Genomic DNA, 26,094 nt, shown 5'->3' with positions numbered 1-26,094 from the left:
GGGCCATTGTATCGGTTTCGATCATTGCCGCGCTTTGCGCGGCCCGCCACGCAGGGCGTGGCTCCACGTGTCCGGCGTTATTGCCTGCGTACAGACTGGACGACCGACAAACGCCGCAGCCGGCGCATCACTTCAGCCAGGTGGTTGCGGTCGCGGACCTGGATGTTGAAGGCGAGTACGGCGGCGTTGAAGTCGCGGTCCAGGTAGTCCACCCGCTCGATGTTGGAGTGGCTCTGGGCGATGGCGGCGGCCAGCTGGGCCAGCACGCCGGTGCCGTTCTCCACTTCCACCACCAGCGCGGTGTCGTAATCGCCGGAGACGGTGGTATCCCAGCCAATCGGCACCCAGCGCTCGGGTGACTTGCGCAGCTCGGCCAGGTTCGGGCAGTCCAGGCGGTGTACCACGATGCCCTTGCCGGCGGTGTGGTAACCCATGATCTCGTCGCCGGGAATCGGCTGGCAGCAATTGGCGAAACTGACCACGCCACGTTCGCTGCCGTTGATCAGGATTTTTTCCTGCGAGTGCCTGGAATGCGCACCGCCGCGCAGCTCGGCATACGCCATCAGCGCCTGCGCGGCCTGGTTCGGCATCCAGTTGCCCAAGGCCACTTCGGCCAGCAGGGCCTCCAGGCGCGGATAGCGGTGTTCGGCCAGGAACGCATCCAGGCGTCCCTTCGGCAGCCGCTCCAGCGAACTGTCCATCGCTTCCAGCGCGCGGTCGAGCATGCGGTGGCCCAGCTGCACGGCATCTTCATGTTCGAGCTGCTTGAGCTGGTGGCGGATCGCGGTGCGCGCCTTGGAGCTGACCACGAATTCGAGCCACTGCGGCTTGGGCGTGGCCGAACGCGCGGTAATGACCTCCACGGTCTGCCCGCTGACCAGTTTTGTGCGCAGCGGCACCAGTTTCTTGTCCACGCGCGAGGCGACCGCCATGTTGCCCACGTCGGTGTGCACCGCGTAGGCGAAGTCCAGCGCGGTGGAGTTGCGCGGCAGGGCCAGGATCTTGCCCTTGGGCGTGAACAGGTAGACCTCGTCCGGGAACAGGTCCACCTTGACGTTGTCGAGGAACTCAAGCGACGAGCCGGCCGCGCGCTGGGAATCGATCAGCTCCACGATCCAGGCATGGGCACGGCTCTGCGCGCTGTTGGGAGTGTCGCCACCGAACTTGTAGGTCCAGTGCGCGGCCACGCCGCGCTCGGCGATCAGGTCCATTTCCTCGGTCCGGATCTGCACTTCGATCGGCGAGCCGTACGGTCCGAACAGCACCGTGTGCAGCGACTGGTAGCCGTTGGCCTTGGGAATGGCGATGAAATCGCGGAAGCGCCCATCCAGCGGCTTGAAGGTGGCATGCACCGAGCCCAGCGCGTGGTAACAGTTGGGCACGCTGCGCACGACCAGGCGGAAGCCGAACACGTCCATGACCTGGTCGAAGGATTTGTTCTCGTCGCGCATCTTGTTGTAGATGCTCCACGGGGTCTTGATGCGACTGACCAGGCGGTGTTCCAGCCCTTCCTTGGCCAGCCGCTGCGACAGCTGCACTTCCACCTGTGCCATCGCCTCGCGGCGCACTACCGGCTGGCTGCGGATGTGCTTTTCCAGGATCGCGTGGCGCCAGGGATACAGCGCCTTGAACCCCAGGTTCTGCAGCTCGCTCTTGACCAGGCTCATGCCCAGCCGCTGCGCGATCGGGGCGTAGATCTCCAGGGTTTCGCGGGCGATGCGGCCACGCGCCTCGGTGCTCTGCGCGCCCAGCGTGCGCATGTTGTGCAGGCGGTCGGCCAGCTTGATCATGATCACGCGCAGGTCGCGCGACATTGCCAGCAGCATCTTGCGGAAGCTCTCGGCGGCCGCTTCCTGGCGGTCGCGGAACTTCAGCTTGTCCAGCTTGGTGACCCCGTCGACCAGCTCGGCCACGGCTTCGCCGAACTCGGCGGCCAGCTCTTCGCGGGTCAGCGGGGTATCTTCGATGGTGTCGTGCAGGATCGCGGCAATCAGCGCTTCCACGTCCAGGCCCAGCTCGGCCAGCACCTGCGCCACCGCCACCGGGTGGGTGATGTACGGCTCACCGGATTTACGGGTCTGCCCGGCATGCGCGGACGCCCCTACTTCCCAGGCGCGACGCAGCAGTGGCAACTGCTCGGGCGGCAGGTAATGCGCTGCGCGTTCCAGCTGGAGGACATAGTCGGGTACGGCCGCGCCGGGAGACGCGGCGACCTTGGCAGAGGGGCCTGGGTTCATGGCTGGAAGACTATTCCAGCGACGGGATAACGGCAAACTATTGCGTGCTGCCAACCGTCAAATGCGTCACGACCGACGTCGTGACCGAGCGATGCTTGCGACCCACCCACCGAAAAGCAGACAGCCCGCACATGGCGGGCTGTCTGTGGCAACAACGGATGATCGGGTGCGATCAGTCGTCGTTCTTGGACATGTCTTCGTCGGCGACGACTTCGGCAGCGGCCCATTCCAGCGCTTCACGCTCGGCGCGCTCGCGTTCGGCCTTCTCGACTTCGTCGATCAGGGCGTTGTCGATCTTGCGGGCGGCAATTTCGCGCAGCGCCAGCACGGTCGGCTTGTCTTCGGTTTCGCTGTTGTCCAGGGTGGCCTGGACGCCATTGGCCAGCTGACGGGCGCGCTTGGACGCCATCATGACCAGCTCGAAACGGTTATCGACGACTTCCAGACAATCTTCTACGGTGATGCGGGCCATGCGGGCTCCCGGCAGCCGGCGGGGGCTGCTCATCGAATGAGGGAAAGGGGACGGATTGTACCGGCCGGGCCTGGAAAAAATCAAGCCGACCGGGCACCCACCCCTTGTGAATCAGTCAGTTGCGGTTGCATCCTGGGTCAACAAAGCCTGGATCAGGCCCGCGTGGCGGACCTTCTGGGCCTCCCGGCGCAGACGGCTGGCCGTGAAGATGGCGCACAGCTCGTCCACGGCAGTCTCGAACACCTCGTTGACGATGACGTAGTCGAAGTCGTTGAAGTGCAGCATTTCCTCGCGCGCGGCGGCCAGGCGCTGGGCGATCACCGCCTCGCTGTCCTGCCCGCGTTTGCGCATGCGGTCCTGCAGCGCCTGCTTCGACGGCGGCAGGATGAACACCGTGACCGTGCCGGGTACCAGTTGGCGGACCTGCTGGGCCCCCTGCCAGTCGATCTCCAGCAGCACGTCCTGGCCGGCCGACAGCTGCGGCTCGACTGACTGGCGGGCGGTGCCCTTCCAGTCGCCATGCACCCAGGCATGTTCGAAGAAGTCGCCGGCAGCGATCATCCGCTCGAACTCCGGGGCGCTGACGAAGTGATAGTGCTGGCCGTTCACCTCACCCGGGCGCATGGCACGGGAGGTGAACGAGATCGACAGGGCGATCTGCGGGTCGCGCGCCAGGGTGGCGTTGACGATGCTGCTTTTGCCGGCCCCGGACGGGGCGGCCACGATGTACAGCGTGCCGCGGGCCGGTTCCGGGCTCTGGAGGGGCTGGCTGCTCATTCGATGTTCTGCACCTGTTCGCGGATCTGGTCGATCAGCACCTTCAGCTCGACGGCGGCATTGGAGGTGCGGCTGTCCACCGACTTGGAGCCCAGCGTGTTGGCTTCGCGGTTGAACTCCTGCAGGAGGAAATCAAGGCGGCGGCCAACCGGCTCGCGCTGCCCGAGCACGCGGCGGATTTCCACGATGTGGCTGCGCAGGCGGTCCAGTTCCTCGTCCACGTCCAGCTTCTGCAGCCACAGCACCAGTTCCTGCTCGGCGCGGCCAGGATCGACCGGGTGCGGCAGGTCGGCCAGCCGGGCCGAGAGCTTGGCGCGCTGGCCATCGCGGATCAGCGGAATCAGCGTGGTGACCTCGGTGGCGATGCGCTCCACGCCATCGACCCGCTCCTGGATCGCCGTGGCCAGCTTGTCGCCCTCACGCTCGCGCGCGGCAACGAACCCGTCCAGGCTCTCCTCCAACAGGGCCAGGGCCTCGGCCTGCAGCGCGGCAGCGTCGACCGCCTCTCCCTGCATCACGCCCGGCACCTGCAGCAGTTCGGTGAAGCTCACCTGCAGGCTGGGGAAGCCCGGCGCCAGCCGGCTGGCCAGCTCGCCGAGCTGGGCCAGCAGCGCATCGTTGACCACCAATGCCCCGGTGACCTCCGGCGCGCGCAGCCGCATGACCAGATCGATCTTGCCGCGGCTGCAGCGGTTGGCGACACGCTCCCGCAGTTGCGGTTCAAGCGCACGCAGCTCCTCGGGCAGGCGCACGCCCACCTCCAGGAACCGGTGGTTGACCGAGCGCAGCTCACAGGCCAGCGTGCCCCAGGGTGTGGCGCGCTCGCCGCCGGCGTAGGCGGTCATGCTTCGAATCATGCGGGTTTCCGGTGCTCTCAAAGTGCAAATGGTACCCTAGCGGTTCCTTTGGAGCCTCCTCGCCTGCCGGTCACCGGTCCGGGCGCGGTCCCGCATCCCTCGTCTTACCGGAAGCCATCCATGTCCGATTCCCGTCCCAGCGGCCGCCAGGCCGACCAGTTGCGCGAAGTGCGCATCGAACGCGCCTTCACCCGCCATGCCGAAGGCTCGGTGCTGGTCAGCTTCGGTGAAACCCGCGTGCTGTGCACCGCCAGCGTGGAGAACCGCGTGCCGGGCTTCCTGCGCGGCAAGGGCGAAGGCTGGGTCACCGCCGAATACGGCATGCTGCCGCGCTCCACCCACACCCGCAACGACCGCGAAGCGGCACGCGGCAAGCAGGGCGGCCGCACCCTGGAGATCCAGCGCCTGATCGGCCGCACCCTGCGCGCCTGTATTGATCGGGGCGCATTGGGCGAACGCACCATCACTCTGGACTGCGACGTGCTGCAGGCCGATGGCGGCACCCGCACCGCCGCCATCACCGGTGCCTACGTGGCGCTGGTGGACGCAGTGAACTTCCTGATCAAGCGCGGCGACATCAAGCGCAACCCGATCTTCGGCGCCGTTGCCGCAGTGTCGGTGGGCATCTACCGCGGTACCCCGGTGCTCGACCTGGATTACGCCGAAGACAGCGACTGCGACACCGACATGAACGTGGTGATGAACGACGGCGGCGGCTTCATCGAGTTGCAGGGCACCGCCGAAGGCCACGCGTTCCGCCGCGAGGAACTGGACGCACTGCTGGCCCTGGCCGAAAAGGGCATCACCGATCTGTTCGCGGCCCAGCAGGCCGCGCTGGCGCAAGCGTGAGCCGGCGCCTTGCCCTGGTGACCCTTGTGGTGGCCGATTACGACGAGGCGATCGCCTGGTACACGGGCAAGCTCGGCTTCCAGCTGATCGATGACATCGACCAGGGCAGCAAGCGCTGGGTGGTGGTCGGCCCGACCGACGGCAGCGCAGCCGCGCTGCTGCTGGCCCGCGCCAGCAACGAAGACCAGCAGAGCCGGGTCGGCAACCAGACCGGTGGCCGGGTCGGTTTCTTCCTCAACACCGACGATTTCCACCGCGACCATGCCGCCATGACCGCGCGCGGCGTGGAATTCCTTGAAGCCCCGCGCGAAGAGCCCTACGCCACGGTTGCGGTGTTCCGCGACCTGTACGGCAACACGTGGGACCTGCTGGAGCCCAAAGCAATGAAACTGGTACTGGCCAGCGGCAACGCCGGCAAGCTGAAGGAACTGCAGGCCATGCTGGCCGGCCTGCCATTGGAGATCGTCGCGCAGGGCGAGCTGGGCGTGAGCGATGTGCCGGAAACCGGCCTGACCTTCGTCGAGAACGCGCTGATCAAGGCCCGCCATGCCAGCGCCAGCACCGGCCTGCCGGCACTGGCAGACGATTCGGGTCTGATCGTGGATGCGCTGGACGGCGCGCCGGGTCTCTACAGCGCGCGCTATGCGGGCAGCCCGACCGACGACGCGGCCAACAACGCCAAGCTGCTGGAAGCAATGCGCGATGTACCGGTCGAGCGGCGCACCGCGCGCTTTTACGCGGTGATCGTGCTGCTGCGCCACGCCAACGACCCGCAGCCGCTGATCTGCGAAGGCAGCTGGGAAGGCGAGATCCTGGATGAGCTGCGCGGCAGCCATGGCTTCGGCTACAACCCGCTGTTCCTGGATACGGTGTTGGGCCAGACCGCTGCGGAAATGGCACCGGACGTAAAGAACGCGATGAGCCACCGCGGCAAGGCGCTGCAGGTGCTGAAGCAGAAATTGTCGGCGTTGACCTGATTCGACTATTGATGATCTCCCGAGGGCCGGCCAACGGCCGGCGCTACCGATGAGCACGATGTCAGACCACGAATGTTTGCCCGGCGGAAGCTGCAACCACGACCACGCTGTGTCGCTGGTGCCGCCGCCGCTGTCGCTGTACGTGCACCTGCCCTGGTGCGTGCGCAAATGCCCGTACTGCGATTTCAACTCGCACCAGGCCAAGGGCGAGCTGCCGTTCGACGCCTACATCGATGCGCTGATCCGCGACCTCGACCAGGACCTGCCGCTGGTCTGGGGCCGGGTGGTGAACAGCGTGTTCTTCGGGGGCGGCACCCCCAGCCTGTTTCCGCCGGAGGCGATCGACCGCTTCCTGCAGGCAGCCTCGGCACGGCTGCGCTTCGCGCCCAACCTGGAAGTGACCCTGGAAACCAATCCGGGCACGGCCGAGCATGGCCGGTTCGACCGCTACCGCGCGTCCGGGGTGAACCGGATCAGCTTCGGCATCCAGACCTTCAACGATGAAGCGCTGCAACGGCTGGGCCGCATCCACGACAGCGGGGAAGCCGAGCGCGCGGTGAAGCTGGCCCAGGACGCAGGCTACGACAACTTCAACATCGACCTGATGTACGCGCTGCCGCAGCAGACCCTTGCCCAGGCTGAGCATGACCTGGAGCGCGCCTTCGCGCTGCAGCCCACCCACCTTTCGCACTACCAGCTCACCCTGGAGCCGAACACGGTGTTCTTCGCGCGGCCGCCGCAGGGCATTCCCGACGACGATTCGGCGTGGGACATGCAGGAGCACTGCCAGCGCCTGCTGGCCGATGCCGGGTATGCGCAGTATGAGGTGAGCGCCTACGCGCGGCCCGGTCGGCAGAGCCAGCACAACCTGAACTACTGGCGCTTCGGCGATTACCTCGGCATCGGCGCGGGCGCCCACGGCAAGATCAGCTCCGGTGCCGGGCAGCACGTGCTTCGCCGCTGGAAGCACAAGCACCCGCAGACGTTCATGGACACCGCCGGTACGGCTGCGTCGATCGGCGGCGACGAGGTGATCGGCGCCGACCGCCTGCCGTTCGAATACATGCTCAACCTGCTGCGCCTGCATGAGGGCTTCCGCTACAAGGATTTCGAGTCGCGGACCGGGCTGGACCGGGCAACCATCGCCGCGCCGCTGCAGACGGCCCTCGCCAACGGATGGATGGTGGTGCAGGGCGATCATGTCCAGCCCACCGAGCTGGGGCGGCGCTTCACCAACGACGTAGTGGAGTTGTTCCTGGGCTGAGGGGTCGGGAGATCCCTTCTGGCGGGGACCCCGGGAAAACGTTAGATTCTGTGCTCTCAGGGGAGCCGGAACCTACAACGGATGTCTGCGTCCGCACCTTCATCGCCACCCGATCTGACCCGGTTCGCCAGCGTCAATGCGCCGCCGCGCGTGCGCCGCCTGCTGGCGGTGCTGCATGCACTGGCCGTGCAGACCCTCAGCACCCCGCTCAAGCTGACCATCGTGGAGCTCGAGCGCGAACTGTTGCGCGACGCCGAGCGCGCGCGCAACAGCCAGATCCAGGCCGACATCTACGCCCAGGCACGGCGCCTGCACGACATCAACGCGCAGTTCGCGCCCCGCTTCCTGGATGCGCTGGCCACGGCCCTGTCCAACCTGCGCGAGCCGCGGGTGCGCCACGTGCCCGCCCCCGGCGCGCCGGTCTCGGCCACCACGCTGACCCTGGTGACCGACACCGATATCGACCGCGACATCGTGCTTGCCGACATCACCCGGCGTGAGGCGCAGCGTTCGGCCAGTGCGCTGCAGTTGCTGGGGCAGCGCTTCGGCGTGCTTGCCGCCGGCCCGGCGTTCGATGCGGAGGACCTGCCGTTCGGGCCCTACGTGCTGTGTCGGATCACCCGTGAGCTGGGTGAGGAATTCGCGTTGGGCCTGGAAACCCAGCTGGCGCTGTTCCGCGTGTTCGACCGCCAGCTGCTGGAGCGCCTGGGTGAGCTGCTGGAACGCGCCAACGTGCTGTTGACCCATGAGGGCGTCCTGCCCGGGCTGGTCTATACCCCGTACCTGGCGCGTTCGGCCACCACCCGGCGGATCGTCACCGGTCCCGGGCGCAGCGCCGGCACGGCGCCCGCGCGCGAACCCGGCGCAGCGGGCGGACGTCCGCTTACCGGGTGGAGTGGCTCGGCCAGCAGCGGCAGCTGGGCGGCGATGACCAGCGAAGCGATCGGCCCGGCCGCGGCTCCGGCCCCCGCCGCCGGCCCGCCGTCGACCGCCACTGGATCGCCCGCCGACGCTGCCCCGGTCGACCTGAGCGCGCCGGCGTCATCGGCCCTGCACCACCTGCTGGACGCCGCCCGCCATGCCCAGGGGGCGGCAGGTCTGGGCCACGGCATCCCGCTGGCGCCGGCCCAGCACGGCACCCCCGTCGGGGCCGGCGCGGGTGGCGCGGAGGCACAGGCCGCGGCCGGGGCGTCGCTCCCGTCCGATGCAGGCGCAGGTGAGCGCCCGGAACCGGTCGCGATCTCCAGCGGCAACCTGCACGCCACGTTGGCCAAGCTGCAGGCGCAGTCAGCCGGCGTGCGCCGGACCATGGCCGACCTGCACAACGCCCTGCTTGCCCAGATGCGTGCCGACCACGGCCCGCAGGCCTCACTGACCGTCAAGGACACCGACACCTTCGACCTGCTTGACATGCTGTACGGGCAGATCCACCGCGAGGTCCGCCCCGACGCGGCCGCCGTGGACCTGCTCACCCGCCTGCAGGTGCCGGTGGCGCGCGCCGCGCTGTCCGACCCGGCCTTCTTCGTGCGCGACCAGCACCCGGCCCGCGAGCTGCTCAACGCGGTGGCCGAAGCCGGCGCCAACTGGCTGGGCGAGGAGGATGTCGACCCCCAGCTGGTGCAGAAGCTGGACCGCGCCGTGGACAAGGTGGTCGCCGACTACGAGGGCGATGCGGCAGTCTTCGAAACGGCCAACGACGAAATCCAGCAGCACTTCCGCGCGCTGGCGCACAAAGCCGAGCTGGCCGAGCGCCGCCACGTGGAAGCGGCGCGCGGCAAGGAACGCTTGGAATCCGCCAAGCAGCAGGCCGGCGCCAGCATCGAACAGCTGTGCGCGCAGGCCGCCCCGCCGCGGTTCGTGCAGTCGCTGCTGAAGCAGGCCTGGTCGGACGTGCTGACCCTGACGCTGCTGCGCAGCGGCGAAGGCTCCGAACAATGGCAGGCGCGTGAGCAGGAAACCGCACGCATCGCCGAGGTCACCTGCCAGCCGCCCGGCAGCGCCGACAGCGACACCCAGCTGGGCGAGCAGGTTGAAGCGGCGCTGCTTCAGGTCGGCTACCACCAGGACGAAGCAGCGGCGATCGCGCGGCGCCTGTCGACCCCGGGCGGCGAAGACGACGGCAGCTCGCGTACCGAACTGACCGCACGCATCCGTGCCCGCACCCGGCTGGGCGAGCAGGCCGAAGGCAGCGAAGCACGGCGCGAGGCGCCGCTGGCGCGCAGCCCGGCCGAGGAAGACTGGTACCGCCAGCTGCGCACCCTGCCCTTCGGCACGTGGTTCGAATTCACCACCAACCAGCAGGGCGACATGCGCCGCCAACGGCTGTCCTGGTACAGCCTGATCACCGACAACGCGCTGTTCGTCAATCCGCGCGGGCAGAAGGTGGCCGAGCATTCACTGGACAGTCTGGCCCGGCTGATGGCGCATGGCCAGGCGCGCCTGGTCAACGAGGACAAGAGTCGCCTGATCGACCGCGCCTGGCAGGCCACCCTGCGCACCCTGCGCTCGCTGGCCGGCACCCCGGCCACTGCGGAGACTGGACAATGAACGACGACACCCGCCGAGCCCCCCGCCGCGAGGTAGCCGACCAGGTGCCGGTGACCGACATGATGGCCGAGGCGGTGATCGGCCGGCTGGGCAATGTGTCGGAGACCGGCATGCTGATGATCTGTTCGGTGCCGATGACGCCCGACGCGCTGTATCAGTTCCGGTTTGCCATCCAGGGTAGCCACGGCCAGCCGGTGCAGGTGGATGTGGGCGCTCACCTGCTGTGGAACGAACACAGCAACGCTCCGGGCCAATCCTGGGCAGGCTTCCGCTTCCTGACCCTCAGCCGCGAGCACCGCGACCAGCTGCGCGCCTGGATCGCCGAGGAATCTTCGGCGGTGTGAGTGCCGGTTCCGGCACAGCGCGCGCGGGCTGATTGCGGCAGAATCAGGGGCTGCATTCCGCATTGCCCTGTGAGCCTCCGCGATGAACCAGCCCGACCTCGCCGCCCTGTATTCCGATCATGTCCGCGTGTTGAGCCAACGCGCCGAACAGGCGCTGGCGCGCGGCGGCTTTGACCACCTGGTGATTCCAAGCGGCACGCTGCACTACCAGGCCTTCGACGACCGCGATTACCCGTATGCGGTGAACCCGAACTTCAAGGCCTGGCTGCCGCTGACCAAGGTGCCCAACAGCTGGCTGGTGTACACCCCGGGCCAGCGCCCGAAGGTGATTTTCCACCAGCCTTTCGATTACTGGCACGTGGTGCCCGATGCGCCGAACGGTTGGTGGGTGGACCATTTCGACATCGAGATCATCCGCACGCCGGATGAGGCGCTGGCGCTGCTGCCGCGCGATGCGGCCCGCTGCGCGATCCTGGGCGAGCCGCAGAGCGCGCTGGGCGCGTTCACCCCGAACAACCCCGAACCGGTGATCCATTACCTGGACTGGCACCGCGCGTACAAGACCCCCTATGAAATCGCGCTGATGCGCCAGGCCCAGCAGCTGGGCGTGCGCGGCCACCGCGCGGCCGAGGCGGCGTTCCGCGCCGGCGCCAGCGAATTCGAGATCCACATGGCCTACTGCCGCGCGGTCGGCCAGGATGCCAACGAGCTGCCCTACGGCAACATCATCGGGTTGAACGAGCACGCTGCGGTGCTGCATTACACCGACCTGGGCCGCAGCGCGCCGCAGCCGCTGCGCAGCTTCCTGATCGACGCCGGCGCCAGCGCGTACGGCTATGCCAGCGATATCACGCGCACGTATGCGGCCGCCGGCCACGACGAGTTCCAGGCGATGATCGATGCGGTGGACGCGGCCCAGCAGAAGATGGGTGCCGGCGTGCGCGCAGGCGTGGACTACAAGCAGCTGCACATCGATGCGCATCTGTCGCTGATGGGCATCCTGAAGGACGTCGGGGTGCTGAAGGTCTCGCCGGAAGCGGCGCTGACCACCGGCGTCAGCGCCGCGTTCTTCCCGCATGGCCTGGGCCACCTGATCGGCCTGCAGGTCCACGACGTGGCCGGCTTTGCCGCCAGCGACCGCGGCGGCCGCGTCGAGCGCCCGCAGGGCCACCCGTACCTGCGCCTGACCCGTGCACTGGAACCGGGCATGGTGGTCACCATCGAACCGGGCGTGTACTTCATCGACATGCTGCTGGACGAAGTGAAGCAACGTGGCCAGGGCGACAGCATCGACTGGGCTCGCGTGGACTTCTTCCGGCCTTACGGCGGCATCCGCATTGAAGATGAAGTGCTTTGCACCGAGGGCGATGCAGAGAACCTGACCCGACCGGAGTTTGCTAAGGCCTGATGGTCGTTGACACCGTGTTGTGCAGCCGGGCTGTTGCCCGGCTGCTTCATGCATTTGGGCGAACAGCCGGTGGTTCCCGCATGGCCTGAGCGGGGCCGGCGGGCGCGGGTTTGCGGGACACGCCGTGAACCCATCCATGGGGGCTTGGCAAAAACATCCATGTTTTTGACAGTCCCGCAAACCCGCCCCCGCCGACCCTCGACGGTGTGTTGGTGGCCATGGAAGATCAACGGCGGCGCTGTTTCAATTCCATGCGTTACCGGACGCTGGTGCGTTCCGTGCGTTCGTTCGGGAACCGAACCTACCAGCGTCACCGCGTAGAGCCACGCCCTGCGTGGCTGCTCTTTGCGTCCGCACGCTGCTGCCCGTCGGCCTCCCCAACACGTAGCAACTGAAACGCTGCTCTTCGCTTTGACTCAGCGAACAGCGTTCATTTCCTGCTCGATCTCATCAGCACTTCGCGCCAACCCAGCCGTCAGCACGTGATGCCCGCTGTCGGTGATCACCACGTCATCCTCGGTGCGAATGCCGATCCCGCGCCAGCGCGCTTCCACGCTGCGGTCGTCGGCGCTGATGTACAAGCCCGGTTCGATGGTGAACACCATGCCCGGTTCGAGCAGCCGCGAATCGCCCGCCAGGCGATAGTCGCCCACGTCGTGCACGTCGAGGCCGAGCCAATGGCCGGTCTTGTGCCGGTAGAAACGCTGGTAGTGGCCGTCGCCGATGTTCTCTTCCAGCGTGCCCGTGAGCAGGCCCAGCCGCAGCAATCCTTCGGTGAGCGTCTGCACCGCCGCCAGATGACCGGCCTCGTAGGGCACGCCCGGTTTGGCCTGCGCCAGTGCCGCCGCCTGCGCCGCGCCGACCAGATCGTGCAGCGCGCGCTGTTCGGCCGTGAAGCGACCATTCACGGGGAACGTACGCGTGATGTCACTGGCGTAGCCGCGGTACTCGGCGCCGGCATCGATCAGCACCAGCTCGCCATCGCGGCTGCGCGCGTTGTTGGCGCGGTAATGCAGGATGCACCCGTTGGCGCCGGTACCCACGATGCTGCCGTAGGCCGCCCACGCATCGTTGGCGCGGAATTCGCGCTCCAGGTCCGCCTGCAGTTCGTACTCGTGGATGCCCGGCCGCGCCACGCGCATCGCGACCCGGTGCGCCTGCACCGTGATGTCGGCCGCGCGCTGCATCAAGGCGATTTCCGCGCTGGACTTGAACAGGCGCTGCTCATGCAGCAGGTGGCCCAGTTCCAGGAATTCATGCGGCGGCTGCGCGCCATGCCGCACCTGCGAACGCACCCGGTTGACCCAACCGATCAGCTTCAGGTCAAACTCGGCGTCGCGCCCGAAGTGGTAATACACCCGCGAGCGCCCTTCCAGCAGGCCCGGCAGGATGTCGTCCAGATCATCGATCGGGTACGCGTCATCCATTCCGTACTGCGCCACCGCGCCCTCCTGGCCGGCACGTGCGCCATCCCAGGCTTCGCGGTCGGCATCGCGCTCGCGGCAGAACAGGATCACTTCGCCGTGGCGGCGACCGGGAATCAGCACCAGCACCGCATCCGGCTCCGGGAAGCCGCTCAGGTACCAGAAGTCCGAGTCCTGCCGGAACGGATAATGCGTATCCAGGCTGCGCACCCGCTCGGACGCGGCCGGCAGCACCAGGATGGCGTCATCGCCGGCCATGTCCATCAGCGCCTGGCGGCGCCCCGCGTATTCGGCCGCGGTGATGCCGGTCAACTCGCGGATGTCCATCTCAGTTCAGGCGCTGCCGGTGGCGCGCGGCCATCACGCAGTCGCCGTGCAGGATCAGCACTGCCACGCGGATGAACTCTTCGATTTCCGCAAGCGCGTCCTCATCGTCATCGTTGCCACTTTCAAAGTCCTCGCTCGAGGCCTGGGCCAGCTTGGCCAGGTCGTTGAGTGCCTCGTCGCCTTCCTCTGAAAGCTTGGGACGCTGCTGGCCCGCGCCCAGGCCAAAGCCCCCCAGGAACGCACGCGCCCAGGTGAACAGCGCATCGGCCTGCGCGGCGGTGTCATCGCCGTCGCTGAGCAGCAGCTCGAAGGCGAAATCGCGGTCCTCCAGCTGCGCCACGCTGGCGCCGAGCAGCCGGTCCAGCGCATCGCCTGCGGTCGGGGTCGGCAGGTTGTCGTCGGCCAGCACACGGGCCGGCCATTCGGGCACCGGCGCGCCACCGGCCGACAGCCAGCCGCACAGGCCCCCGTGGAGCTCCGCGGCAGTAGCGCCCAGGCCCGCCGCCTGGCTGGCCTGGTTTACGTCGTTGACACTCGGAAGTTCGGTCATCTTGGGGCTCGATCAGGTGGGTCGGCGGCGCGGCCGGCAACCCTGGGTTGGCAGCGCCACAGTGTATCAATCCGCCCCTTGTCATTATTAGCTTGACCGGCTCCACCCCGCTTGCCTATCGTGCCGGACATGGAACCCGCCGATGCCATCGCCCAATTGCAGGCCTTTGCCGCCCGGGTGGAGGCGTTGCTGGACCGCAACCAGCGGCTGGCCGAGGAAAACCGCAGCCTGCGCCACCAGCAGGAACAGCTGGTCAACGAGCGCTCGCAGCTGCTGGCCAAGAACGAGCAGGCGCGCTCGCGGGTGGAAGCAATGATCACCCGGCTCAAAAGCCTGGAGCAGCACACATGAGCCAGACCGAACCGGTCAGTGTCCGCATCCTGGACCGCGAATACACCGTCGGCGTCGGCGCCGAAGAGCGCGAAAGCCTCACCGCCGCCGCGCGCCTGCTGGACGCCAAGATGCGCGAGATCCGCGGCAGCAACCGCATGGCCGCAGTGGACCGGGTCGCGGTGCTGGCCGCGCTGAACCTGGCGCACGAGCTGCAGCAGCTGCGCGACGACCATGCCCGCCAGGGCGTGGCCCTGCAGCAGACGCTGGCTGATCTGAACAGGCGATTGGACCGCGCCATCGACGGCGCGTGACACACACGCGCAGTTCACCGTTCTGAATTGGCACGTAATTGAACCGACGAACGGGGTATCCGATCCGGTGCGGTTGGCTATAATGGCCGTGCGTTCTCTGCTGTGAACGACGGCGTGTGCAAACATTCGCCTTGTCCCTTAATTACGACCACGGGTGCGCGACGTCGCCGGGAGTGCAGGTCCGCCTTGTAGCGGGAAGCCCGATGGAGGCCCAGCGTACCCACTTGAACCCCGGGTTCAAGGTCGTTTCGCACGCATCGTCACCGCGGAGAATGCAGTATTCCGGCAAGAGCGACGTTCCACTGGAACGTCGCTCTTGTTTTATCCGGCCCCAACGGACCCAGGCATGACCGACCCGCGCTCCGCACTGCGCCAGCAGCTGCGCCAACGCCGCCGAGACATTCCCCCCGCGCAGCGCCTGGCCGCCGCCGAACTGCTTGCCGATGCCCTGCTTGCCGTGCCATTCGCGCCCACCCACGGCCATGTGGCCGGGTACTGGGCACTGGATGGCGAAATCGCACTGCACCGCTGGCAGATGCGTCTGCCCGACACCGCCACCTACTGCCTGCCCGTGCTGGCCGGCGACACGCTGCGCTTTGCGCCGTGGCGTCCGGGCCAGCCGCTGACCAGCAACCGCTTCGGCATTCCCGAACCCGACATGGCCGTGGACGACACCCTGGCGCCCGAACAGATGGCGTTGGTGGTGGCCCCGCTGGTGGGCTTCGACGCCCAGTGCCGGCGACTGGGCATGGGAGGCGGCTGGTATGATCGCAGCTTCGCATTCCGCAACCAGCGACCGGCCCCGCCGTGGCTGGTCGGCGTCGGTTTTTCGGTTCAGCAGGTCGACAACCTGCCCGTGCAGCCGTGGGACGTCGGCGTGGATGCGATCTGTACCGACACCACCACGTACCTTCCCCGATAGAACGACGCATGACCGCACGCAAGCGCTACTGGCTGATGAAGTCCGAACCGGACGCCTTTTCCATCGATGACCTCAAGCGCGTGGGCCAGGAACCCTGGAATGGCGTGCGCAACTACCAGGCGCGCAACTTCATGCGCGACGGCATGAAAGTCGGCGACGGCATCCTGTTCTACCACTCCAACACCAAGGTGCCGGGCATCGTGGGCATTGCCACAGTCGCTACCGAGGCGTACCCGGATGACACCCAGTTCGATCCGAAATCGGACTATTACGATCCCAAGGCCACCCGCGAAACGCCACGCTGGCTGCTGGTGGACGTGGCCTTCGAGCGCAAACTGCGCGACACCATTTCGCTGGACGAGATCAAGCTGCATGCCGACGCGCTGGGCGAAGGGTTTCCCCTGATCGCACGCGGCAACCGCCTGTCGATCCTGCCGGTGACCGCCGCGCAGTGGAAGCTGCTGCTGTCGCTCGAAAAACACTGACCTTTTCCTTCACGAGTTTCCCGCCATGTCCGAAGCCAAACGCCTCGCCGCAGAAAAAGCCCTGGAATACGTCGAAGACGGCATGATCGTCGGGGTCGGCACCGGCTCTACGGTGGCCTACTTCATCGACGGCCTTGCCCGCATCCAGCACCGCATCAAGGGCACCGTGTCCAGCTCCGAGCAGAGCACCGCTCGCCTCAGGCAGCACGGCATCGAAGTCCTCGAACTCAACCATACCGGCGGCCTGTCCCTGTACGTGGACGGCGCAGACGAATGCGACGGCAACAAGTGCCTGATCAAGGGCGGCGGCGCGGCGCTGACCCGCGAGAAGATCATTGCCGAGGCCAGCGAGCGCTTCGTGTGCATCATCGACCCGAGCAAGCAGGTGCCGGTGCTGGGCAGGTTCCCGCTGCCGGTGGAAGTGATCCCGATGGCGCGCAGCCTGATCGCCCGGCGCATCATGGACATGACCGGCGGCCAGCCAGCCTGGCGCGAAGGCGTGGTGACCGACAACGGCAACCAGATCCTGGACATCCACCACCTGCAGATCACCGACCCGGTGGCGCTGGAGCGCGAGCTCAACCAGCTGCCCGGCGTGGTTGCCGTGGGCCTGTTCGCGCGCCGCCGCGCCGATGTGGTCATTGTTGGCGGTGAACCGCCGATGGTGTTCTGATACCCCCCGACGGCACGCCAGTGCCGCTCTCCTGCGAGGACCGCCCATGCCCTTCATGCGCCTGCTGATGCCGCTGCTGTTGCTGCTCACCCTGTCCGGCTGCGCCAGCGCCGGTGCCAGCCACTGGGTAGAACTGGGCGGCGCCCGCTACCAGGTGGAACTGGCCACCAATGATGAAAGCCGCGCACGTGGCCTCATGTTCCGCGACGAGATGCCCGCCGACCACGGCATGCTGTTCCTGCACGACCGCCAGGAGCTGCAGGCGTACTGGATGAAGAACACCAGGATCGCGCTGGACATCCTGTATTTCGACGACCAGCGCCGGCTGGTCAGCCAGCAGCGTGATGTGCCGCCGTGTTCGGCGGGCGACCGCTGTCCGCCCTATCCCAGCAGCGGCCCGGCCCGGTACGTGCTGGAACTCAATGCCGGCCAGGCCGAGAAGCTGGGCCTGCAGGATGGCGCGGTGCTGACCTTCGGCCCCGGTATCGCCGACAAGCCTTGAACTGCGCTGGCAGGCATGCCCTGCCAGCACCGGGTTTTTTCACGCGATCCTGCTTGAATCGGGCCGCGTTTGTCGCCACGCTGTGTCCATGCAGGCGCCAATTACATTGCCGGCGTGGGACTCCCTGGCCGAACTGGACGACGAGGCGCTGCCGCTGTTGCCTACGGCCCTGCTGATCGCCCGCGACGAATACCCCGATCTGGACCCGCAGGTCTATGACGCGCTGGTGCAGAGCCACGCCGACCACCTTCGCACCGAAGTGGAGACCATTGAGCAGTGGCCGCTCAAGATCGCGGCCGTCAATCGCCACCTGTTCGATGAACTGGGCTATGGCGGCGACCACGGCGAGTATTACGACCCGCGCAACAGCTACCTCAACCAGGTGTTCGAACGCCGCTTGGGCAACCCGATCTCATTGGCCATGGTGCAGATGGAAGTGGCGCGCCGGCTGGGCATCCCGCTGGACGGCGTGTCCTTCCCCGGCCATTTCCTGGTGCGACTGCCGGTGGATGACGGGATGCTGGTGATGGACCCGTTCAACGGCGGACGCCCGCTGGACGTGGAGGAGCTGCGCGAACGCGCCCGCTCCCACCTGGGCGGCGAAGTGCCCGATGACAACGTGCTGGCGCAGATCCTGGATGCGGCCCCGGCGCGGGCGATCCTGATGCGGATGCTGCGCAACCTGCATGGCGTATACGTGGAGCGCAGCGAGTGGGACCGCGCCGCGCGCAGTGCCGACCGCCTGCTGAAGCTGGCCCCGGAACAGGACGATGCCCTGCGTGACCGCGGGCTGGCTTACCTGCAGCTGGATTACCAGGCCGGCGCGCGCCAGGACCTGGCGCTGTACCTGCAGCGCAACGGCCAGGCCAATGATGCGCAGTGGGTGCGGGAGAAGCTGGTGGAAATGGGCGGGCGCGTGCCGCGCCTGCATTGAGGGTATGCGTCATCGCACGCGGGCCCCTCTCTTACCAGCACCCATACCCCGCCGCTTCGCGGCCGCCCCCTGACTCAGGGGGGCTACCCTCATCCGGAGGGCGCTATGCAGGTCTGGTGGATCAGTCGATCTCGACCATCTCGAAATCGTCCTTGGTCACGCCACAGTCCGGGCAGGTCCAGGTGTCGGGCACGTCTTCCCAGGCGGTGCCCGGGGCGATGCCCTCTTCAGGAAGGCCTTCGACTTCCTTGTAGATGAAGCCGCAGACGACGCACATCCAGGTGCGGAAGGTGGTGGCAGTGGCGTCGGTCATCGGATAATCAGGCGTTGGGCAGTACGGTCATAGGCCATTGTCCCACTCCCGCCGCCCTACCGGTAGCCATTGATGACGCTCCCTGCTTCCCCGGCCGCGCCCGCGCGCGGCGTGTACCTGATCACCCCCGACGAGTCGGATACCGCCCGCCTGCTGGCCCGCGTGGCGCCGCTGCTGGCCGCAGGTCCGACTTGGCTGCAATACCGCAACAAGACCGCCAGCGACGCGCTGCGCCGTGAACAGGCGCTGGCCCTGCAGGCCCTGTGCGCCACACACGGCGTGCCGCTGATCATCAACGACGACCCTGCGCTGGCCCACGAGGTCGGTGCAGCCGGCGTGCACCTGGGCGGCTCCGATGGCGACATTGGCGCCGCGCGCGCGCTGCTCGGCCCGGGCGCCATCATCGGCGCCTCCTGCTACGACCAGCTGGCCAACGCCGAACGGGCGGTGGCCGCCGGGGCCAGCTACGTGGCCTTCGGCGCCTTCTTCCCCACCACTACCAAGATCACCCGAAGCCGGGCCCACCCGGACCTGCTGCGGCAAAGCGCCGCACTCGGGGTGCCGCGGGTGGCGATCGGGGGGCTGACGCCGGACAATGTGGGCCCGATCATCGCCGCCGGCGCCGACCTGGTGGCCGTAGTCAGCAGCGTCTTTGCCGCCAACGACCCGGTCGCCACCATGCACGCTTACCTTGCTTGTTTCCAGGACCCTTCCGCATGAAGCACGACCAGTCCCACGCCCTGTTCACCCGCGCCCAGGAACTGCTTCCGGGCGGCGTCAATTCGCCGGTGCGCGCGTTCAAGTCGGTGGGCGGCGAGCCGTTCTTCGTCGAGCGTGCCGACGGCCCGTACCTGTACGACGTCGATGGCAACCGTTACATCGACTACGTAGGCTCCTGGGGCCCGATGATCGTCGGCCACAACCACAGCACGGTGCGCCAGGCCGTCAAGCACGCGATCAACAACGGCCTGTCGTTCGGCGCCCCGTGCGCGGCCGAAGTGACCATGGCCGAAACGCTGACCCGACTGGTGCCGTCGTGCGAGATGGTGCGCATGGTCAACTCGGGTACCGAAGCGACGCTGTCGGCAATCCGGCTGGCGCGCGGCGCCACCGGCCGCAGCCGCATCGTGAAGTTCGAAGGCTGCTACCACGGCCACGGCGATTCGTTCCTGGTCAAGGCCGGCAGCGGCATGTTGACCCTGGGCGTGCCGACCTCGCCGGGCGTGCCGGCCGGTCTGAGCGAACTTACCCTGACCCTGCCCTACAACGACTTCGACGCGGCCACCGCGTTGTTCGCCGAACAGGGCGCGGACATCGCCGGCCTGATCATCGAACCGGTGGTGGGCAACGCCAACTGCATTCCGCCGCGCGAGGGCTACCTGCAGCACCTGCGCGCCCTGTGCACGCAGTACGGCACGGTGCTGATCTTCGATGAGGTGATGACCGGCTTCCGCGTGGCGCTGGGCGGCGCGCAGGCGCACTACGGCATCACCCCGGACCTGACCACCTTCGGCAAGATCATCGGCGGCGGCATGCCGGTGGGCGCCTATGGCGGTCGCCGCGAGCTGATGTCGCAGATCGCCCCGGCCGGCCCGATCTACCAGGCCGGCACGCTGAGCGGCAACCCGGTGGCCATGGCCGCTGGACTGGCCATGCTGGAGCTGGTGCAGGAACCGGGCTTCCATGAGCGCCTGTCGGCAGCCAGCGCGCGCCTGTGCGCCGGGTTGGAAGCTGCGGCGGCGGAGGCGGGCGTGGCGGTGACCACCAATCAGGTGGGCGCAATGTTCGGGCTGTTCTTCACCGACCAGAAGGTGGAAACCTACGCCCAGGCCACTGCGTGTGACACCGCCGCATTCAACCGCTTCTTCCACGCGATGCTGGAGCGCGGCGTGTTCCTGGCACCGTCGGCGTATGAAGCCGGGTTCCTGTCCAGCGCGCACGATGACAGCATCATCGACGCGACCCTCGATGCCGCGCGCGAAGCGTTCAAGGTCGCGAAGGGGTAAGTATCAGCCCGGTTTGTGTTCGGCATCAGCCGAACACAAACCGGCCTTTCATCATGGCGAAATGCCCGGGGAACGAGCAGAAGAAGGTGTAGTCCCCGCCCTTGCGCAATGCCGTGGTAGCGAAGGTCACGCTGGTGCTCTGCCCGCCGCCGATCACCGCCGTATGTGCCAGCACGCGCGGATCCTTCTTCGGCAGGTAGCTGTCGGCCAGCGTCATCCGCATCCCAGCCATCGCCACCGGCTGGTAATCGGCCGCCTTGGTCAGCACCCAGTTGTGCCCCATCGCCGTGGCCGCCAGCTTGCCGGTGTGGCGCAGGGTCAGCTTCACCTGGCTGCAGTCGCCGGCCACCTTGATCTCCTTGCTGCTGAAGCTCATCTGGTCGGTGCCGTCGATGCTGACCGCACACACGCGCGCCTGCGCGGTGGGCGCCAACACCAACCCTGCCAGGATCATGGGGACAAACAGTTTCACGGCGTTCTCCATCCTTCAGTCACTGCAATTCTAGGCAGCTCGACCGAAGGCGGGGTGCGACGGGATGTCGCAGCGACGCCCAACAGTGCGGTAACGTCGGCTGTCGTTTCGCACATGAGTGGACCATGCCGGTTGCCCTGGACTGCCTGCTGCTGGATTTCGATGGCGTGCTCGTCAATTACGCGCGGCACCTGCGCGTACGCCATCTGGCCGAGGCCTGCGCACGCACGCCCGCGCAGGTGGACGCGGCATTGTTCGACAGCGGGCTTGAACAGCAGTTCGATCTGGGCCTGGACAGCGCGAGCTACCTGCAGCAACTGGGCGATGCACTCGGCCGGACCATCAGCATCGCCCAATGGCAGGACGCCCGCATTGCCGCGTCACCGCCGCAGACCGGCGTGGTCGAGCGCGTGAAGCGCATCGCACAGGTGATGCCGATCGCCATCCTCACCAACAACGGCGCCTTGATGGCGCAGACCATCCCGCGCATCCTGCCTGCGCTGGCGCCAGCGCTGGAAGGGCGCATCCTGTGCAGTGGCGCACTGGGTGGGCGCAAACCCGACCCAGCGGTGTTTCTGGACGCGGTGGAACGGCTCGACGCACGCCCCAACCGGACCTTGTTCGTGGACGATCTGTTCGTCAATGTGCGCGGCGCCCGCCTGGCGGGCCTGCATGCGGACACCGCGAACGACAGCCGCAGTTTCGGCAGACTCATGCACCGGTTCGGCATCGACACCTGACGCCGGGCAGTGCCCGTCGTCAGGTGGTGTTACCTCAACGCGACGCGATGAACGACTGCACCGCAGCCCGCAGCCGCTTCAGGCCTTCGGCAATCTCTTCATCGCTGATGTTCAACGCCGGCACGAAGCGCAGCACATCCGGCCCGGCCTGCAGCGTCAGCAGCCCGTGTGCGGCGGCGTGGTCGAGGATCGCCCCGGCCTGCCCGGCGAAATCCTTGTCCAGCACCGCGCCCAGCATCAAGCCGCGGCCGCGCACCTGGCTGAACACCTTGAACTCATCATTGATCCTGCCCAGCCCATCGCGCAGTGCCTGCGACTGGCGGCTCACGTTGCGCGCGATCTCCGCCGAGGACAGCTTGCGCAGCGCCACGCGCGCAACCGCCGCCGCCAGCGGGTTGCCGCCGAAGGTGGTGCCGTGCGCGCCGAACTGCATGGTCTCGGCCACCTTGGGCCCGGCCAGCATCGCGCCAATCGGGAAACCACCACCCAGCGCCTTCGCCAGGGTCACGATGTCCGGCTTGATCTCGTCCTGCCAGTGCGCGAACAGGGTGCCGGTGCGGCCCATGCCGACCTGGATCTCATCCAGCACCATCAGCGCGTTGTGCTGGTCGCACAACTCGCGGATGCGCTTCATGAAGCCAGGCTTGGCCGGCATCACCCCGCCTTCGCCCTGGATCGGCTCCAGCATCACCGCCGCGACGTCGCCGGCAGCCATCGCCGTTTCCAGCTGCACCTCATCGTTGAAGTCCACGTAGCGGAAGCCACCGGGCAGCGGCTCATAGCCTTCCTGGTACTTCGGCTGGGCAGTGGCGGTCACCGCGGCCAGCGTGCGGCCATGGAAGCTGCCCCGGAAAGTCACGATGACGCGCTGGTGGGCCGGACGCCCCTGCGACGAGGCCCACTTGCGCACCAGCTTGATCGCCACTTCGTTGGCTTCGGCGCCGGAATTGCACAGGAACACCCGCTCGGCGAAGCGCGAGGCGGTGACCAGCTCTTCGGCGAGGCGCAGCGGCGGTTCGCTGTAGAACACGTTGCTGGTGTGCCACAGCTTGCCGGCCTGCTCGATCAGCGCGGCCTTCAGGTCCGGATCGTTATGGCCCAGGCCACACACGGCAATGCCGGCGGCCAGGTCGATGAACTCACGGCCCTGGTTGTCCCAGACGCGGGCGCCCTGGCCGCGTTCGAGCACCACCTGGCGCGGCTTGTACACCGGCAGGTAGTAATGCGACAGGGACAGGAGCGGATCGGGGGCAGCGGCGGTCATGGCGGTCAGGGGTCCGGGAAAGGCTCCATTCTCCCCCTCCACCGGCTGGGGCACAATGCGGCCCATGCACCCCTTCCGCGCCCCCCAGCTCAATCCCGCCACCGAATCCGGCTGGCGCCGGACCTGGTTCGACATCATCTACCGCCACGATACCCGGCCCTCGCGCAATTTCGACCTGCTGCTGGTGTACGCCATCATCGCCAGCGTGCTGGTGGTGATGTTCGACAGCGTGCAGCGTTTCCACATCGAGCACGCCAGCTGGCTGTACGTGGTCGAGTGGGGGTTCACCCTCCTGTTCACCGCCGAATACCTGCTGCGGCTGGTGGTGGTGAAGCGGCCGCTGCGCTATGCCTTCAGCATCTGGGGCATCATCGACCTGGCCTCGATCCTGCCCACCTACCTGTCGCTGTTCGTTCCCGGCGCGCAGAGCCTGCTGGTGGTGCGCGCGCTGCGCATCCTGCGCGTGTTCCGCATCCTCAAGCTGACCCGCTACATCGAAGAAAGCGGCGTGCTGATGGAATCGCTGTGGCGCAGCCGGCGCAAGATCCTGCTGTTCCTGTTCACGGTGATCACCATCACGATCATCGCCGGCACCCTGATGTACGTGATCGAGGGGCCGAACCACGGGTTTACCAGCATCCCCAGCGCGATGTACTGGGCGGTGGTGACGATGGCGACGGTGGGCTTTGGCGACATCGTGCCGCAGACGGTACTGGGCCGCTTCGTGACCTCGGTGTTGATCCTGATTGGTTACAGCATCATTGCGGTGCCTACCGGCATCTACACCGCCGAGCTGGCCAACACCATGCGTGATGCCGAGCGTGCCGCCAAGCGCGATGCACGTGGATGCCCGCAGTGCGGGCTGGAGGGGCATGAGGCGGAGGCGAAGCATTGCCGCGCATGTGGGGCGCGGCTGCCGGAGACGTTCAATCAGTGAGAATGGATGGATCATTGGTGCGTAGATCCACGCCCTGCGCAGATGCTCTTCGTTCCGGGGTCATGAACGCCTGACGGTCTGCTTCGGATCGTCTAAGCGTCGGTAGCCAATCGTAGGCCCACGCATTTGGCTTCGAACGCTTGTGCCGCGCTGCGCGCGGTGTCCACGCAGGGCGTGGACCTACGATCCATAACGTGCGTAGATCCACGCCCTGCGTGGATGCTCTTCGTTCCGAGGTCATGAACGCCTGACGGTCTGCTTCGGATCGTCTAAACGTCGGTAGCCAATCGTCGGCCCACGGCACATGGCTTCGGACGCTTGTGCCGCGCTGCGCGCGGTGTCCACGCAGGGCGTGGACCTACGAATTGTTACGTGCGCAGGACGATTCCGTAATCAAAAGCGGCGTTCGTGCTGGCGTCGATGTACGTGTTGCGGATCAATCCAGGAACAGATCCGGCAGCAACGGGCGCGTCGGGTCCACTGCGTACCCACTCAGGTCGGTGATGCCCGCCTCGGCCAGCACTTCGTCATCCAGCAGGAACTGGCCACTGAAGCCCGCCGCATCGCGGGTCAGCACCGCGTGCGCGGCGTCGGCGAGGATCTCCGGGGTGCGGCAACCGCCGATGTCCACGCCGGGAATCATGTTGATTGCGTCAGTGGCGATCACCGTGCGCGGCCACAGCGCATTCACCGCCACGCCCTGCGGCCCGAATTCCGCCGCCAGGCCCAGCGTGACGAAGCTCATGCCCATCTTGGCCAAGGTGTAGCCGGTGTGCGGGCCCCACCACTTCGGGTCCAGGCTCGGCGGCGGCGCCAGGGTGAGGATGTGCGGATTGGGCGCCTGCAGCAGGTGCGGCAGGCAGGCCTGCGCGCACAGGAAACTGCCGCGCGAATTGACCTGCTGCATCAGGTCGAACCGCTTCATCGGCGTATCCAGCGTGCCGCGCAGCCAGATCGCGCTGGCGTTGTTGACCAGGATGTCGATGCCGCCAAAGGTATCCACGGTGGCCGCCACCGCCGCGCGCACCTGGTCTTCTTCGCGGATGTCGCATTTCAGTGCCAGGCCCTGCCCGCCCGCAGCGGTGACCGCTTCGGCGGCGCTATGAATGGTGCCCGGCAGTTTCGGATTGGGAACCGCAGACTTGGCGGCGATCGCCACGTTGGCGCCGTCACGCGCGGCGCGCAGGGCAATGGCCAGGCCGATACCGCGCGAGGCGCCGGTGATGAATAGGGTTTTCCCTTGCAGACTGGCCACGTCGATCAACTCCTGCGGATTCATGATCGGCCAAGTATGCCGCGCCCACGCGCAATTAACCGCCCGTTGATGATAGTTGATGCCCCGGTTACTGCTGCGAGTTATTCACCCTTCGCTAATCTGATAGTGCCGTGCACCGTAGTGGCATGTACCGACCAACGGTCGGTACCTACCGATCGGCGTTCCGGCACGTGTCGACCGTTGGTCGACACGCGGCTGATTGAACGTTACGGCTTCGGGCCCTGCCCCTCATTGTCTTCCCAGTGCAGGATCTTCCGGGTCACGAACCGGTACACCGGCTTGCCGGTCCGGAACCACAGGTCGCGCACCCACGAGTGGCGCTTGAGCACGCGCTTTTCCACCGGGGTGAGTGACTCGCGGCAGTACATGCGCTTGTGCTTGAGCAGGTGGCGCAGGTCTTCGCGGGCCAGCAGGCGCATCCAGCGCGAACGCGGGTTGCCGATCACGGCCAGCTGGAAGTCGATCAGCGCCGGGCTGCCGTCTTCACGCACCAGCCAGTTGGCTTCCTTGGCCAGGTCGTTGTGGGCGATGCCGTGGCGGTGCACCCGCTGCAGCAACCGGCGTGCGGCGCGGAAGTAGGCTACGTCGCCACGCGGCGGGCGCTGGTACATCGCGTCACCGGCCATGAAGCTGCGGTCCAGCCAGCGGCCATTCCAGGCCAGCAGCGCCGGAGTGTCGGGCATTCCATCCAGATGCGCCAGCGCACGGGCTTCACGCAGGGCCAGCCACCAGGCCGGCAGCCGCAACCACCACGGGGTGGCCAGCAGGTCGCGGCGGACGAAGCGCGTGCCGCCTTCTTCCATCAACAGGATGCGACCGAAGCTGTCGGCCTTCAGGGCATGTGCGGCAGGCGGGAGCGGGCGATTCATGCGGCCATTCTAGCTGGCCGGCAG

At 67.2% G+C, this 26,094-nt stretch carries 28 protein-coding genes, 1 other RNA gene and 1 pseudogene; 19 read left to right on the top strand and 11 right to left on the bottom strand.

The genetic code is table 11. The features are described from left to right. Positions 1-77 precede the first annotated feature (77 nt). From ACTJI4_RS03470 to ACTJI4_RS03455, 4 genes are all read right to left on the bottom strand, one after another. Positions 78-2,237, bottom strand: a complete 2,160-nt coding sequence (locus tag ACTJI4_RS03470; protein WP_440868511.1) for a RelA/SpoT family protein — start codon at positions 2,235-2,237, stop codon at positions 78-80. 172 nt (positions 2,238-2,409) lie between these two features. Continuing rightward, complete coding sequence (gene rpoZ / locus ACTJI4_RS03465) at positions 2,410-2,709, bottom strand: DNA-directed RNA polymerase subunit omega (protein WP_068853884.1); 300 nt, start codon at positions 2,707-2,709, stop codon at positions 2,410-2,412. A 111-nt stretch (positions 2,710-2,820) separates the two neighbouring features. Then, positions 2,821-3,486 (bottom strand): guanylate kinase, encoded by a 666-nt coding sequence (gmk, locus tag ACTJI4_RS03460; protein ID WP_392917883.1) that lies wholly within the window; start codon positions 3,484-3,486, stop codon positions 2,821-2,823. Next, a complete protein-coding gene (locus ACTJI4_RS03455; protein WP_392917886.1) occupies positions 3,483-4,343 on the bottom strand; it encodes a YicC/YloC family endoribonuclease in 861 nt (286 codons plus the stop codon). Before ACTJI4_RS03455 ends, gmk begins: the two co-directional genes overlap by 4 nt. A 120-nt stretch (positions 4,344-4,463) precedes the next feature. On the opposite strand from ACTJI4_RS03455, the gene rph reads away from it, so the two are divergent. The 7 genes and pseudogenes from rph (at position 4,464) to pepQ (ending at position 11,732) form a co-directional block, all read left to right on the top strand. Further along, on the top strand, positions 4,464-5,192 hold the full coding sequence (rph, locus tag ACTJI4_RS03450; protein ID WP_440868510.1) for a ribonuclease PH: 729 nt from the start codon (positions 4,464-4,466) through the stop codon (positions 5,190-5,192). Beyond that, positions 5,189-5,572, top strand: a pseudogene (locus tag ACTJI4_RS03445) (VOC family protein); the annotation flags it as partial. The gene rph and the pseudogene ACTJI4_RS03445, both read left to right, overlap by 4 nt. 3 nt (positions 5,573-5,575) lie before the next feature. Further along, the gene (rdgB, locus tag ACTJI4_RS03440) at positions 5,576-6,169 is read left to right on the top strand and encodes an RdgB/HAM1 family non-canonical purine NTP pyrophosphatase (RefSeq protein WP_392917894.1); all 594 of its coding nucleotides are present in this window, start codon (positions 5,576-5,578) and stop codon (positions 6,167-6,169) included. Positions 6,170-6,227: 58 nt separating this feature from the next. After that, a complete protein-coding gene (gene hemW, locus ACTJI4_RS03435; RefSeq protein ID WP_392918871.1) occupies positions 6,228-7,433 on the top strand; it encodes a radical SAM family heme chaperone HemW in 1,206 nt (401 codons plus the stop codon). An 81-nt stretch (positions 7,434-7,514) separates the two neighbouring features. Then, positions 7,515-9,980 (top strand): DUF1631 domain-containing protein, encoded by a 2,466-nt coding sequence (locus ACTJI4_RS03430; protein ID WP_440868509.1) that lies wholly within the window; start codon positions 7,515-7,517, stop codon positions 9,978-9,980. Beyond that, complete coding sequence (locus ACTJI4_RS03425; protein WP_392917900.1) at positions 9,977-10,324, top strand: PilZ domain-containing protein; 348 nt, start codon at positions 9,977-9,979, stop codon at positions 10,322-10,324. Before ACTJI4_RS03430 ends, ACTJI4_RS03425 begins: the two co-directional genes overlap by 4 nt. An 82-nt stretch (positions 10,325-10,406) precedes the next feature. Continuing rightward, complete coding sequence (pepQ, locus tag ACTJI4_RS03420; protein WP_440868508.1) at positions 10,407-11,732, top strand: Xaa-Pro dipeptidase; 1,326 nt, start codon at positions 10,407-10,409, stop codon at positions 11,730-11,732. A gap of 416 nt (positions 11,733-12,148) precedes the next feature. Here pepQ and ACTJI4_RS03415 read toward each other — a convergent pair whose 3' ends face one another. Together ACTJI4_RS03415 and ACTJI4_RS03410 are read right to left on the bottom strand one after the other, a co-directional pair. Then, positions 12,149-13,477, bottom strand: coding sequence for an aminopeptidase P N-terminal domain-containing protein (locus ACTJI4_RS03415; protein WP_440868628.1), 1,329 nt, complete (start codon positions 13,475-13,477; stop codon positions 12,149-12,151). A 7-nt stretch (positions 13,478-13,484) separates the two neighbouring features. Continuing rightward, positions 13,485-14,033: a UPF0149 family protein gene (locus tag ACTJI4_RS03410; protein WP_440868507.1), complete on the bottom strand. Its 549-nt coding sequence runs from the start codon at positions 14,031-14,033 to the stop codon at positions 13,485-13,487. A 129-nt stretch (positions 14,034-14,162) separates the two neighbouring features. Here ACTJI4_RS03410 and ACTJI4_RS03405 point away from each other — a divergent pair, with 129 nt between their 5' ends. The 8 genes from ACTJI4_RS03405 to ACTJI4_RS03370 all read left to right on the top strand — a co-directional run bounded on the left by ACTJI4_RS03405 (position 14,163) and on the right by ACTJI4_RS03370 (position 18,193). Beyond that, complete coding sequence (locus ACTJI4_RS03405; RefSeq protein ID WP_068853894.1) at positions 14,163-14,384, top strand: TIGR02449 family protein; 222 nt, start codon at positions 14,163-14,165, stop codon at positions 14,382-14,384. Beyond that, a complete protein-coding gene (locus ACTJI4_RS03400) occupies positions 14,381-14,677 on the top strand; it encodes a cell division protein ZapA (protein ID WP_392917909.1) in 297 nt (98 codons plus the stop codon). Before ACTJI4_RS03405 ends, ACTJI4_RS03400 begins: the two co-directional genes overlap by 4 nt. A gap of 91 nt (positions 14,678-14,768) precedes the next feature. Beyond that, a non-coding RNA gene (gene ssrS, locus ACTJI4_RS03395) (6S RNA) lies at positions 14,769-14,953 on the top strand. 70 nt (positions 14,954-15,023) lie between these two features. Next, positions 15,024-15,599, top strand: coding sequence for a 5-formyltetrahydrofolate cyclo-ligase (locus tag ACTJI4_RS03390; protein ID WP_392917912.1), 576 nt, complete (start codon positions 15,024-15,026; stop codon positions 15,597-15,599). A gap of 8 nt (positions 15,600-15,607) precedes the next feature. Then, positions 15,608-16,084, top strand: coding sequence for an EVE domain-containing protein (locus ACTJI4_RS03385; protein ID WP_068853897.1), 477 nt, complete (start codon positions 15,608-15,610; stop codon positions 16,082-16,084). Positions 16,085-16,109: 25 nt separating this feature from the next. Further along, a complete protein-coding gene (gene rpiA / locus ACTJI4_RS03380; protein ID WP_392917916.1) occupies positions 16,110-16,757 on the top strand; it encodes a ribose-5-phosphate isomerase RpiA in 648 nt (215 codons plus the stop codon). A gap of 55 nt (positions 16,758-16,812) precedes the next feature. Further along, positions 16,813-17,259, top strand: coding sequence for a DUF192 domain-containing protein (locus ACTJI4_RS03375; RefSeq protein WP_392918876.1), 447 nt, complete (start codon positions 16,813-16,815; stop codon positions 17,257-17,259). An 88-nt stretch (positions 17,260-17,347) separates the two neighbouring features. Beyond that, complete coding sequence (locus ACTJI4_RS03370; protein ID WP_392917919.1) at positions 17,348-18,193, top strand: SirB1 family protein; 846 nt, start codon at positions 17,348-17,350, stop codon at positions 18,191-18,193. Between the two features lie 121 nt (positions 18,194-18,314). On the opposite strand, the gene ACTJI4_RS03365 is transcribed toward ACTJI4_RS03370, so the two are convergent. After that, positions 18,315-18,506, bottom strand: a complete 192-nt coding sequence (locus ACTJI4_RS03365; RefSeq protein ID WP_392917922.1) for a rubredoxin — start codon at positions 18,504-18,506, stop codon at positions 18,315-18,317. 72 nt (positions 18,507-18,578) lie between these two features. On the opposite strand from ACTJI4_RS03365, the gene thiE reads away from it, so the two are divergent. Both thiE and hemL read left to right on the top strand, forming a co-directional pair. Beyond that, complete coding sequence (thiE, locus tag ACTJI4_RS03360; RefSeq protein ID WP_440868506.1) at positions 18,579-19,226, top strand: thiamine phosphate synthase; 648 nt, start codon at positions 18,579-18,581, stop codon at positions 19,224-19,226. Further along, entirely contained in the window at positions 19,223-20,512 is a 1,290-nt protein-coding gene (hemL, locus tag ACTJI4_RS03355; protein ID WP_440868505.1) for a glutamate-1-semialdehyde 2,1-aminomutase, read from the top strand. Before thiE ends, hemL begins: the two co-directional genes overlap by 4 nt. 25 nt (positions 20,513-20,537) lie before the next feature. On the opposite strand, the gene azu is transcribed toward hemL, so the two are convergent. After that, complete coding sequence (gene azu, locus ACTJI4_RS03350) at positions 20,538-20,966, bottom strand: azurin (RefSeq protein WP_440868627.1); 429 nt, start codon at positions 20,964-20,966, stop codon at positions 20,538-20,540. A 143-nt stretch (positions 20,967-21,109) separates the two neighbouring features. On the opposite strand from azu, the gene ACTJI4_RS03345 reads away from it, so the two are divergent. Further along, positions 21,110-21,724, top strand: a complete 615-nt coding sequence (locus ACTJI4_RS03345; RefSeq protein ID WP_440868504.1) for an HAD-IA family hydrolase — start codon at positions 21,110-21,112, stop codon at positions 21,722-21,724. Between the two features lie 34 nt (positions 21,725-21,758). Here ACTJI4_RS03345 and ACTJI4_RS03340 read toward each other — a convergent pair whose 3' ends face one another. Next, positions 21,759-22,988: an acetylornithine transaminase gene (locus ACTJI4_RS03340; RefSeq protein WP_440868503.1), complete on the bottom strand. Its 1,230-nt coding sequence runs from the start codon at positions 22,986-22,988 to the stop codon at positions 21,759-21,761. Between the two features lie 64 nt (positions 22,989-23,052). Here ACTJI4_RS03340 and ACTJI4_RS03335 point away from each other — a divergent pair, with 64 nt between their 5' ends. Further along, a complete protein-coding gene (locus ACTJI4_RS03335; protein WP_440868502.1) occupies positions 23,053-23,925 on the top strand; it encodes an ion transporter in 873 nt (290 codons plus the stop codon). Between the two features lie 436 nt (positions 23,926-24,361). On the opposite strand, the gene ACTJI4_RS03330 is transcribed toward ACTJI4_RS03335, so the two are convergent. Both ACTJI4_RS03330 and ACTJI4_RS03325 read right to left on the bottom strand, forming a co-directional pair. Continuing rightward, a complete protein-coding gene (locus ACTJI4_RS03330) occupies positions 24,362-25,204 on the bottom strand; it encodes an SDR family oxidoreductase (RefSeq protein WP_392917939.1) in 843 nt (280 codons plus the stop codon). A 203-nt stretch (positions 25,205-25,407) separates the two neighbouring features. Beyond that, positions 25,408-26,070 (bottom strand): phosphotransferase, encoded by a 663-nt coding sequence (locus ACTJI4_RS03325; RefSeq protein ID WP_440868501.1) that lies wholly within the window; start codon positions 26,068-26,070, stop codon positions 25,408-25,410. Positions 26,071-26,094 lie beyond the last annotated feature (24 nt).

This window comes from Stenotrophomonas sp. 22385 (assembly GCF_052045085.1).
Taxonomy (GTDB): Bacteria; Pseudomonadota; Gammaproteobacteria; order Xanthomonadales; family Xanthomonadaceae; genus Stenotrophomonas.
The sequence above is the reverse complement of the archived record's forward strand: the minus strand, read 5'-3'. Positions and strand labels throughout refer to the sequence as shown.

Excerpts from the sequence above, each read along its gene's own strand:
- ACTJI4_RS03470 (WP_440868511.1), bottom strand. The coding sequence starts at position 2,237 with ATGAACCCAGGCCCCTCTGCCAAGGTCGCCGCGTCTCCCGGCGCGGCC.
- rpoZ (WP_068853884.1), bottom strand. The coding sequence starts at position 2,709 with ATGGCCCGCATCACCGTAGAAGATTGTCTGGAAGTCGTCGATAACCGT.
- gmk (WP_392917883.1), bottom strand. The coding sequence starts at position 3,486 with ATGAGCAGCCAGCCCCTCCAGAGCCCGGAACCGGCCCGCGGCACGCTG.
- ACTJI4_RS03455 (WP_392917886.1), bottom strand. The coding sequence starts at position 4,343 with ATGATTCGAAGCATGACCGCCTACGCCGGCGGCGAGCGCGCCACACCC.
- rph (WP_440868510.1), top strand. The coding sequence starts at position 4,464 with ATGTCCGATTCCCGTCCCAGCGGCCGCCAGGCCGACCAGTTGCGCGAA.
- rdgB (WP_392917894.1), top strand. The coding sequence starts at position 5,576 with ATGAAACTGGTACTGGCCAGCGGCAACGCCGGCAAGCTGAAGGAACTG.
- hemW (WP_392918871.1), top strand. The coding sequence starts at position 6,228 with ATGTCAGACCACGAATGTTTGCCCGGCGGAAGCTGCAACCACGACCAC.
- ACTJI4_RS03430 (WP_440868509.1), top strand. The coding sequence starts at position 7,515 with ATGTCTGCGTCCGCACCTTCATCGCCACCCGATCTGACCCGGTTCGCC.
- ACTJI4_RS03425 (WP_392917900.1), top strand. The coding sequence starts at position 9,977 with ATGAACGACGACACCCGCCGAGCCCCCCGCCGCGAGGTAGCCGACCAG.
- pepQ (WP_440868508.1), top strand. The coding sequence starts at position 10,407 with ATGAACCAGCCCGACCTCGCCGCCCTGTATTCCGATCATGTCCGCGTG.
- ACTJI4_RS03410 (WP_440868507.1), bottom strand. The coding sequence starts at position 14,033 with ATGACCGAACTTCCGAGTGTCAACGACGTAAACCAGGCCAGCCAGGCG.
- ACTJI4_RS03405 (WP_068853894.1), top strand. The coding sequence starts at position 14,163 with ATGGAACCCGCCGATGCCATCGCCCAATTGCAGGCCTTTGCCGCCCGG.
- ACTJI4_RS03400 (WP_392917909.1), top strand. The coding sequence starts at position 14,381 with ATGAGCCAGACCGAACCGGTCAGTGTCCGCATCCTGGACCGCGAATAC.
- ACTJI4_RS03390 (WP_392917912.1), top strand. The coding sequence starts at position 15,024 with ATGACCGACCCGCGCTCCGCACTGCGCCAGCAGCTGCGCCAACGCCGC.
- ACTJI4_RS03385 (WP_068853897.1), top strand. The coding sequence starts at position 15,608 with ATGACCGCACGCAAGCGCTACTGGCTGATGAAGTCCGAACCGGACGCC.
- rpiA (WP_392917916.1), top strand. The coding sequence starts at position 16,110 with ATGTCCGAAGCCAAACGCCTCGCCGCAGAAAAAGCCCTGGAATACGTC.
- ACTJI4_RS03375 (WP_392918876.1), top strand. The coding sequence starts at position 16,813 with ATGCGCCTGCTGATGCCGCTGCTGTTGCTGCTCACCCTGTCCGGCTGC.
- ACTJI4_RS03370 (WP_392917919.1), top strand. The coding sequence starts at position 17,348 with ATGCAGGCGCCAATTACATTGCCGGCGTGGGACTCCCTGGCCGAACTG.
- ACTJI4_RS03365 (WP_392917922.1), bottom strand. The coding sequence starts at position 18,506 with ATGACCGACGCCACTGCCACCACCTTCCGCACCTGGATGTGCGTCGTC.
- thiE (WP_440868506.1), top strand. The coding sequence starts at position 18,579 with ATGACGCTCCCTGCTTCCCCGGCCGCGCCCGCGCGCGGCGTGTACCTG.
- hemL (WP_440868505.1), top strand. The coding sequence starts at position 19,223 with ATGAAGCACGACCAGTCCCACGCCCTGTTCACCCGCGCCCAGGAACTG.
- azu (WP_440868627.1), bottom strand. The coding sequence starts at position 20,966 with ATGATCCTGGCAGGGTTGGTGTTGGCGCCCACCGCGCAGGCGCGCGTG.
- ACTJI4_RS03345 (WP_440868504.1), top strand. The coding sequence starts at position 21,110 with ATGCCGGTTGCCCTGGACTGCCTGCTGCTGGATTTCGATGGCGTGCTC.
- ACTJI4_RS03340 (WP_440868503.1), bottom strand. The coding sequence starts at position 22,988 with ATGACCGCCGCTGCCCCCGATCCGCTCCTGTCCCTGTCGCATTACTAC.
- ACTJI4_RS03335 (WP_440868502.1), top strand. The coding sequence starts at position 23,053 with ATGCACCCCTTCCGCGCCCCCCAGCTCAATCCCGCCACCGAATCCGGC.
- ACTJI4_RS03330 (WP_392917939.1), bottom strand. The coding sequence starts at position 25,204 with ATGAATCCGCAGGAGTTGATCGACGTGGCCAGTCTGCAAGGGAAAACC.
- ACTJI4_RS03325 (WP_440868501.1), bottom strand. The coding sequence starts at position 26,070 with ATGAATCGCCCGCTCCCGCCTGCCGCACATGCCCTGAAGGCCGACAGC.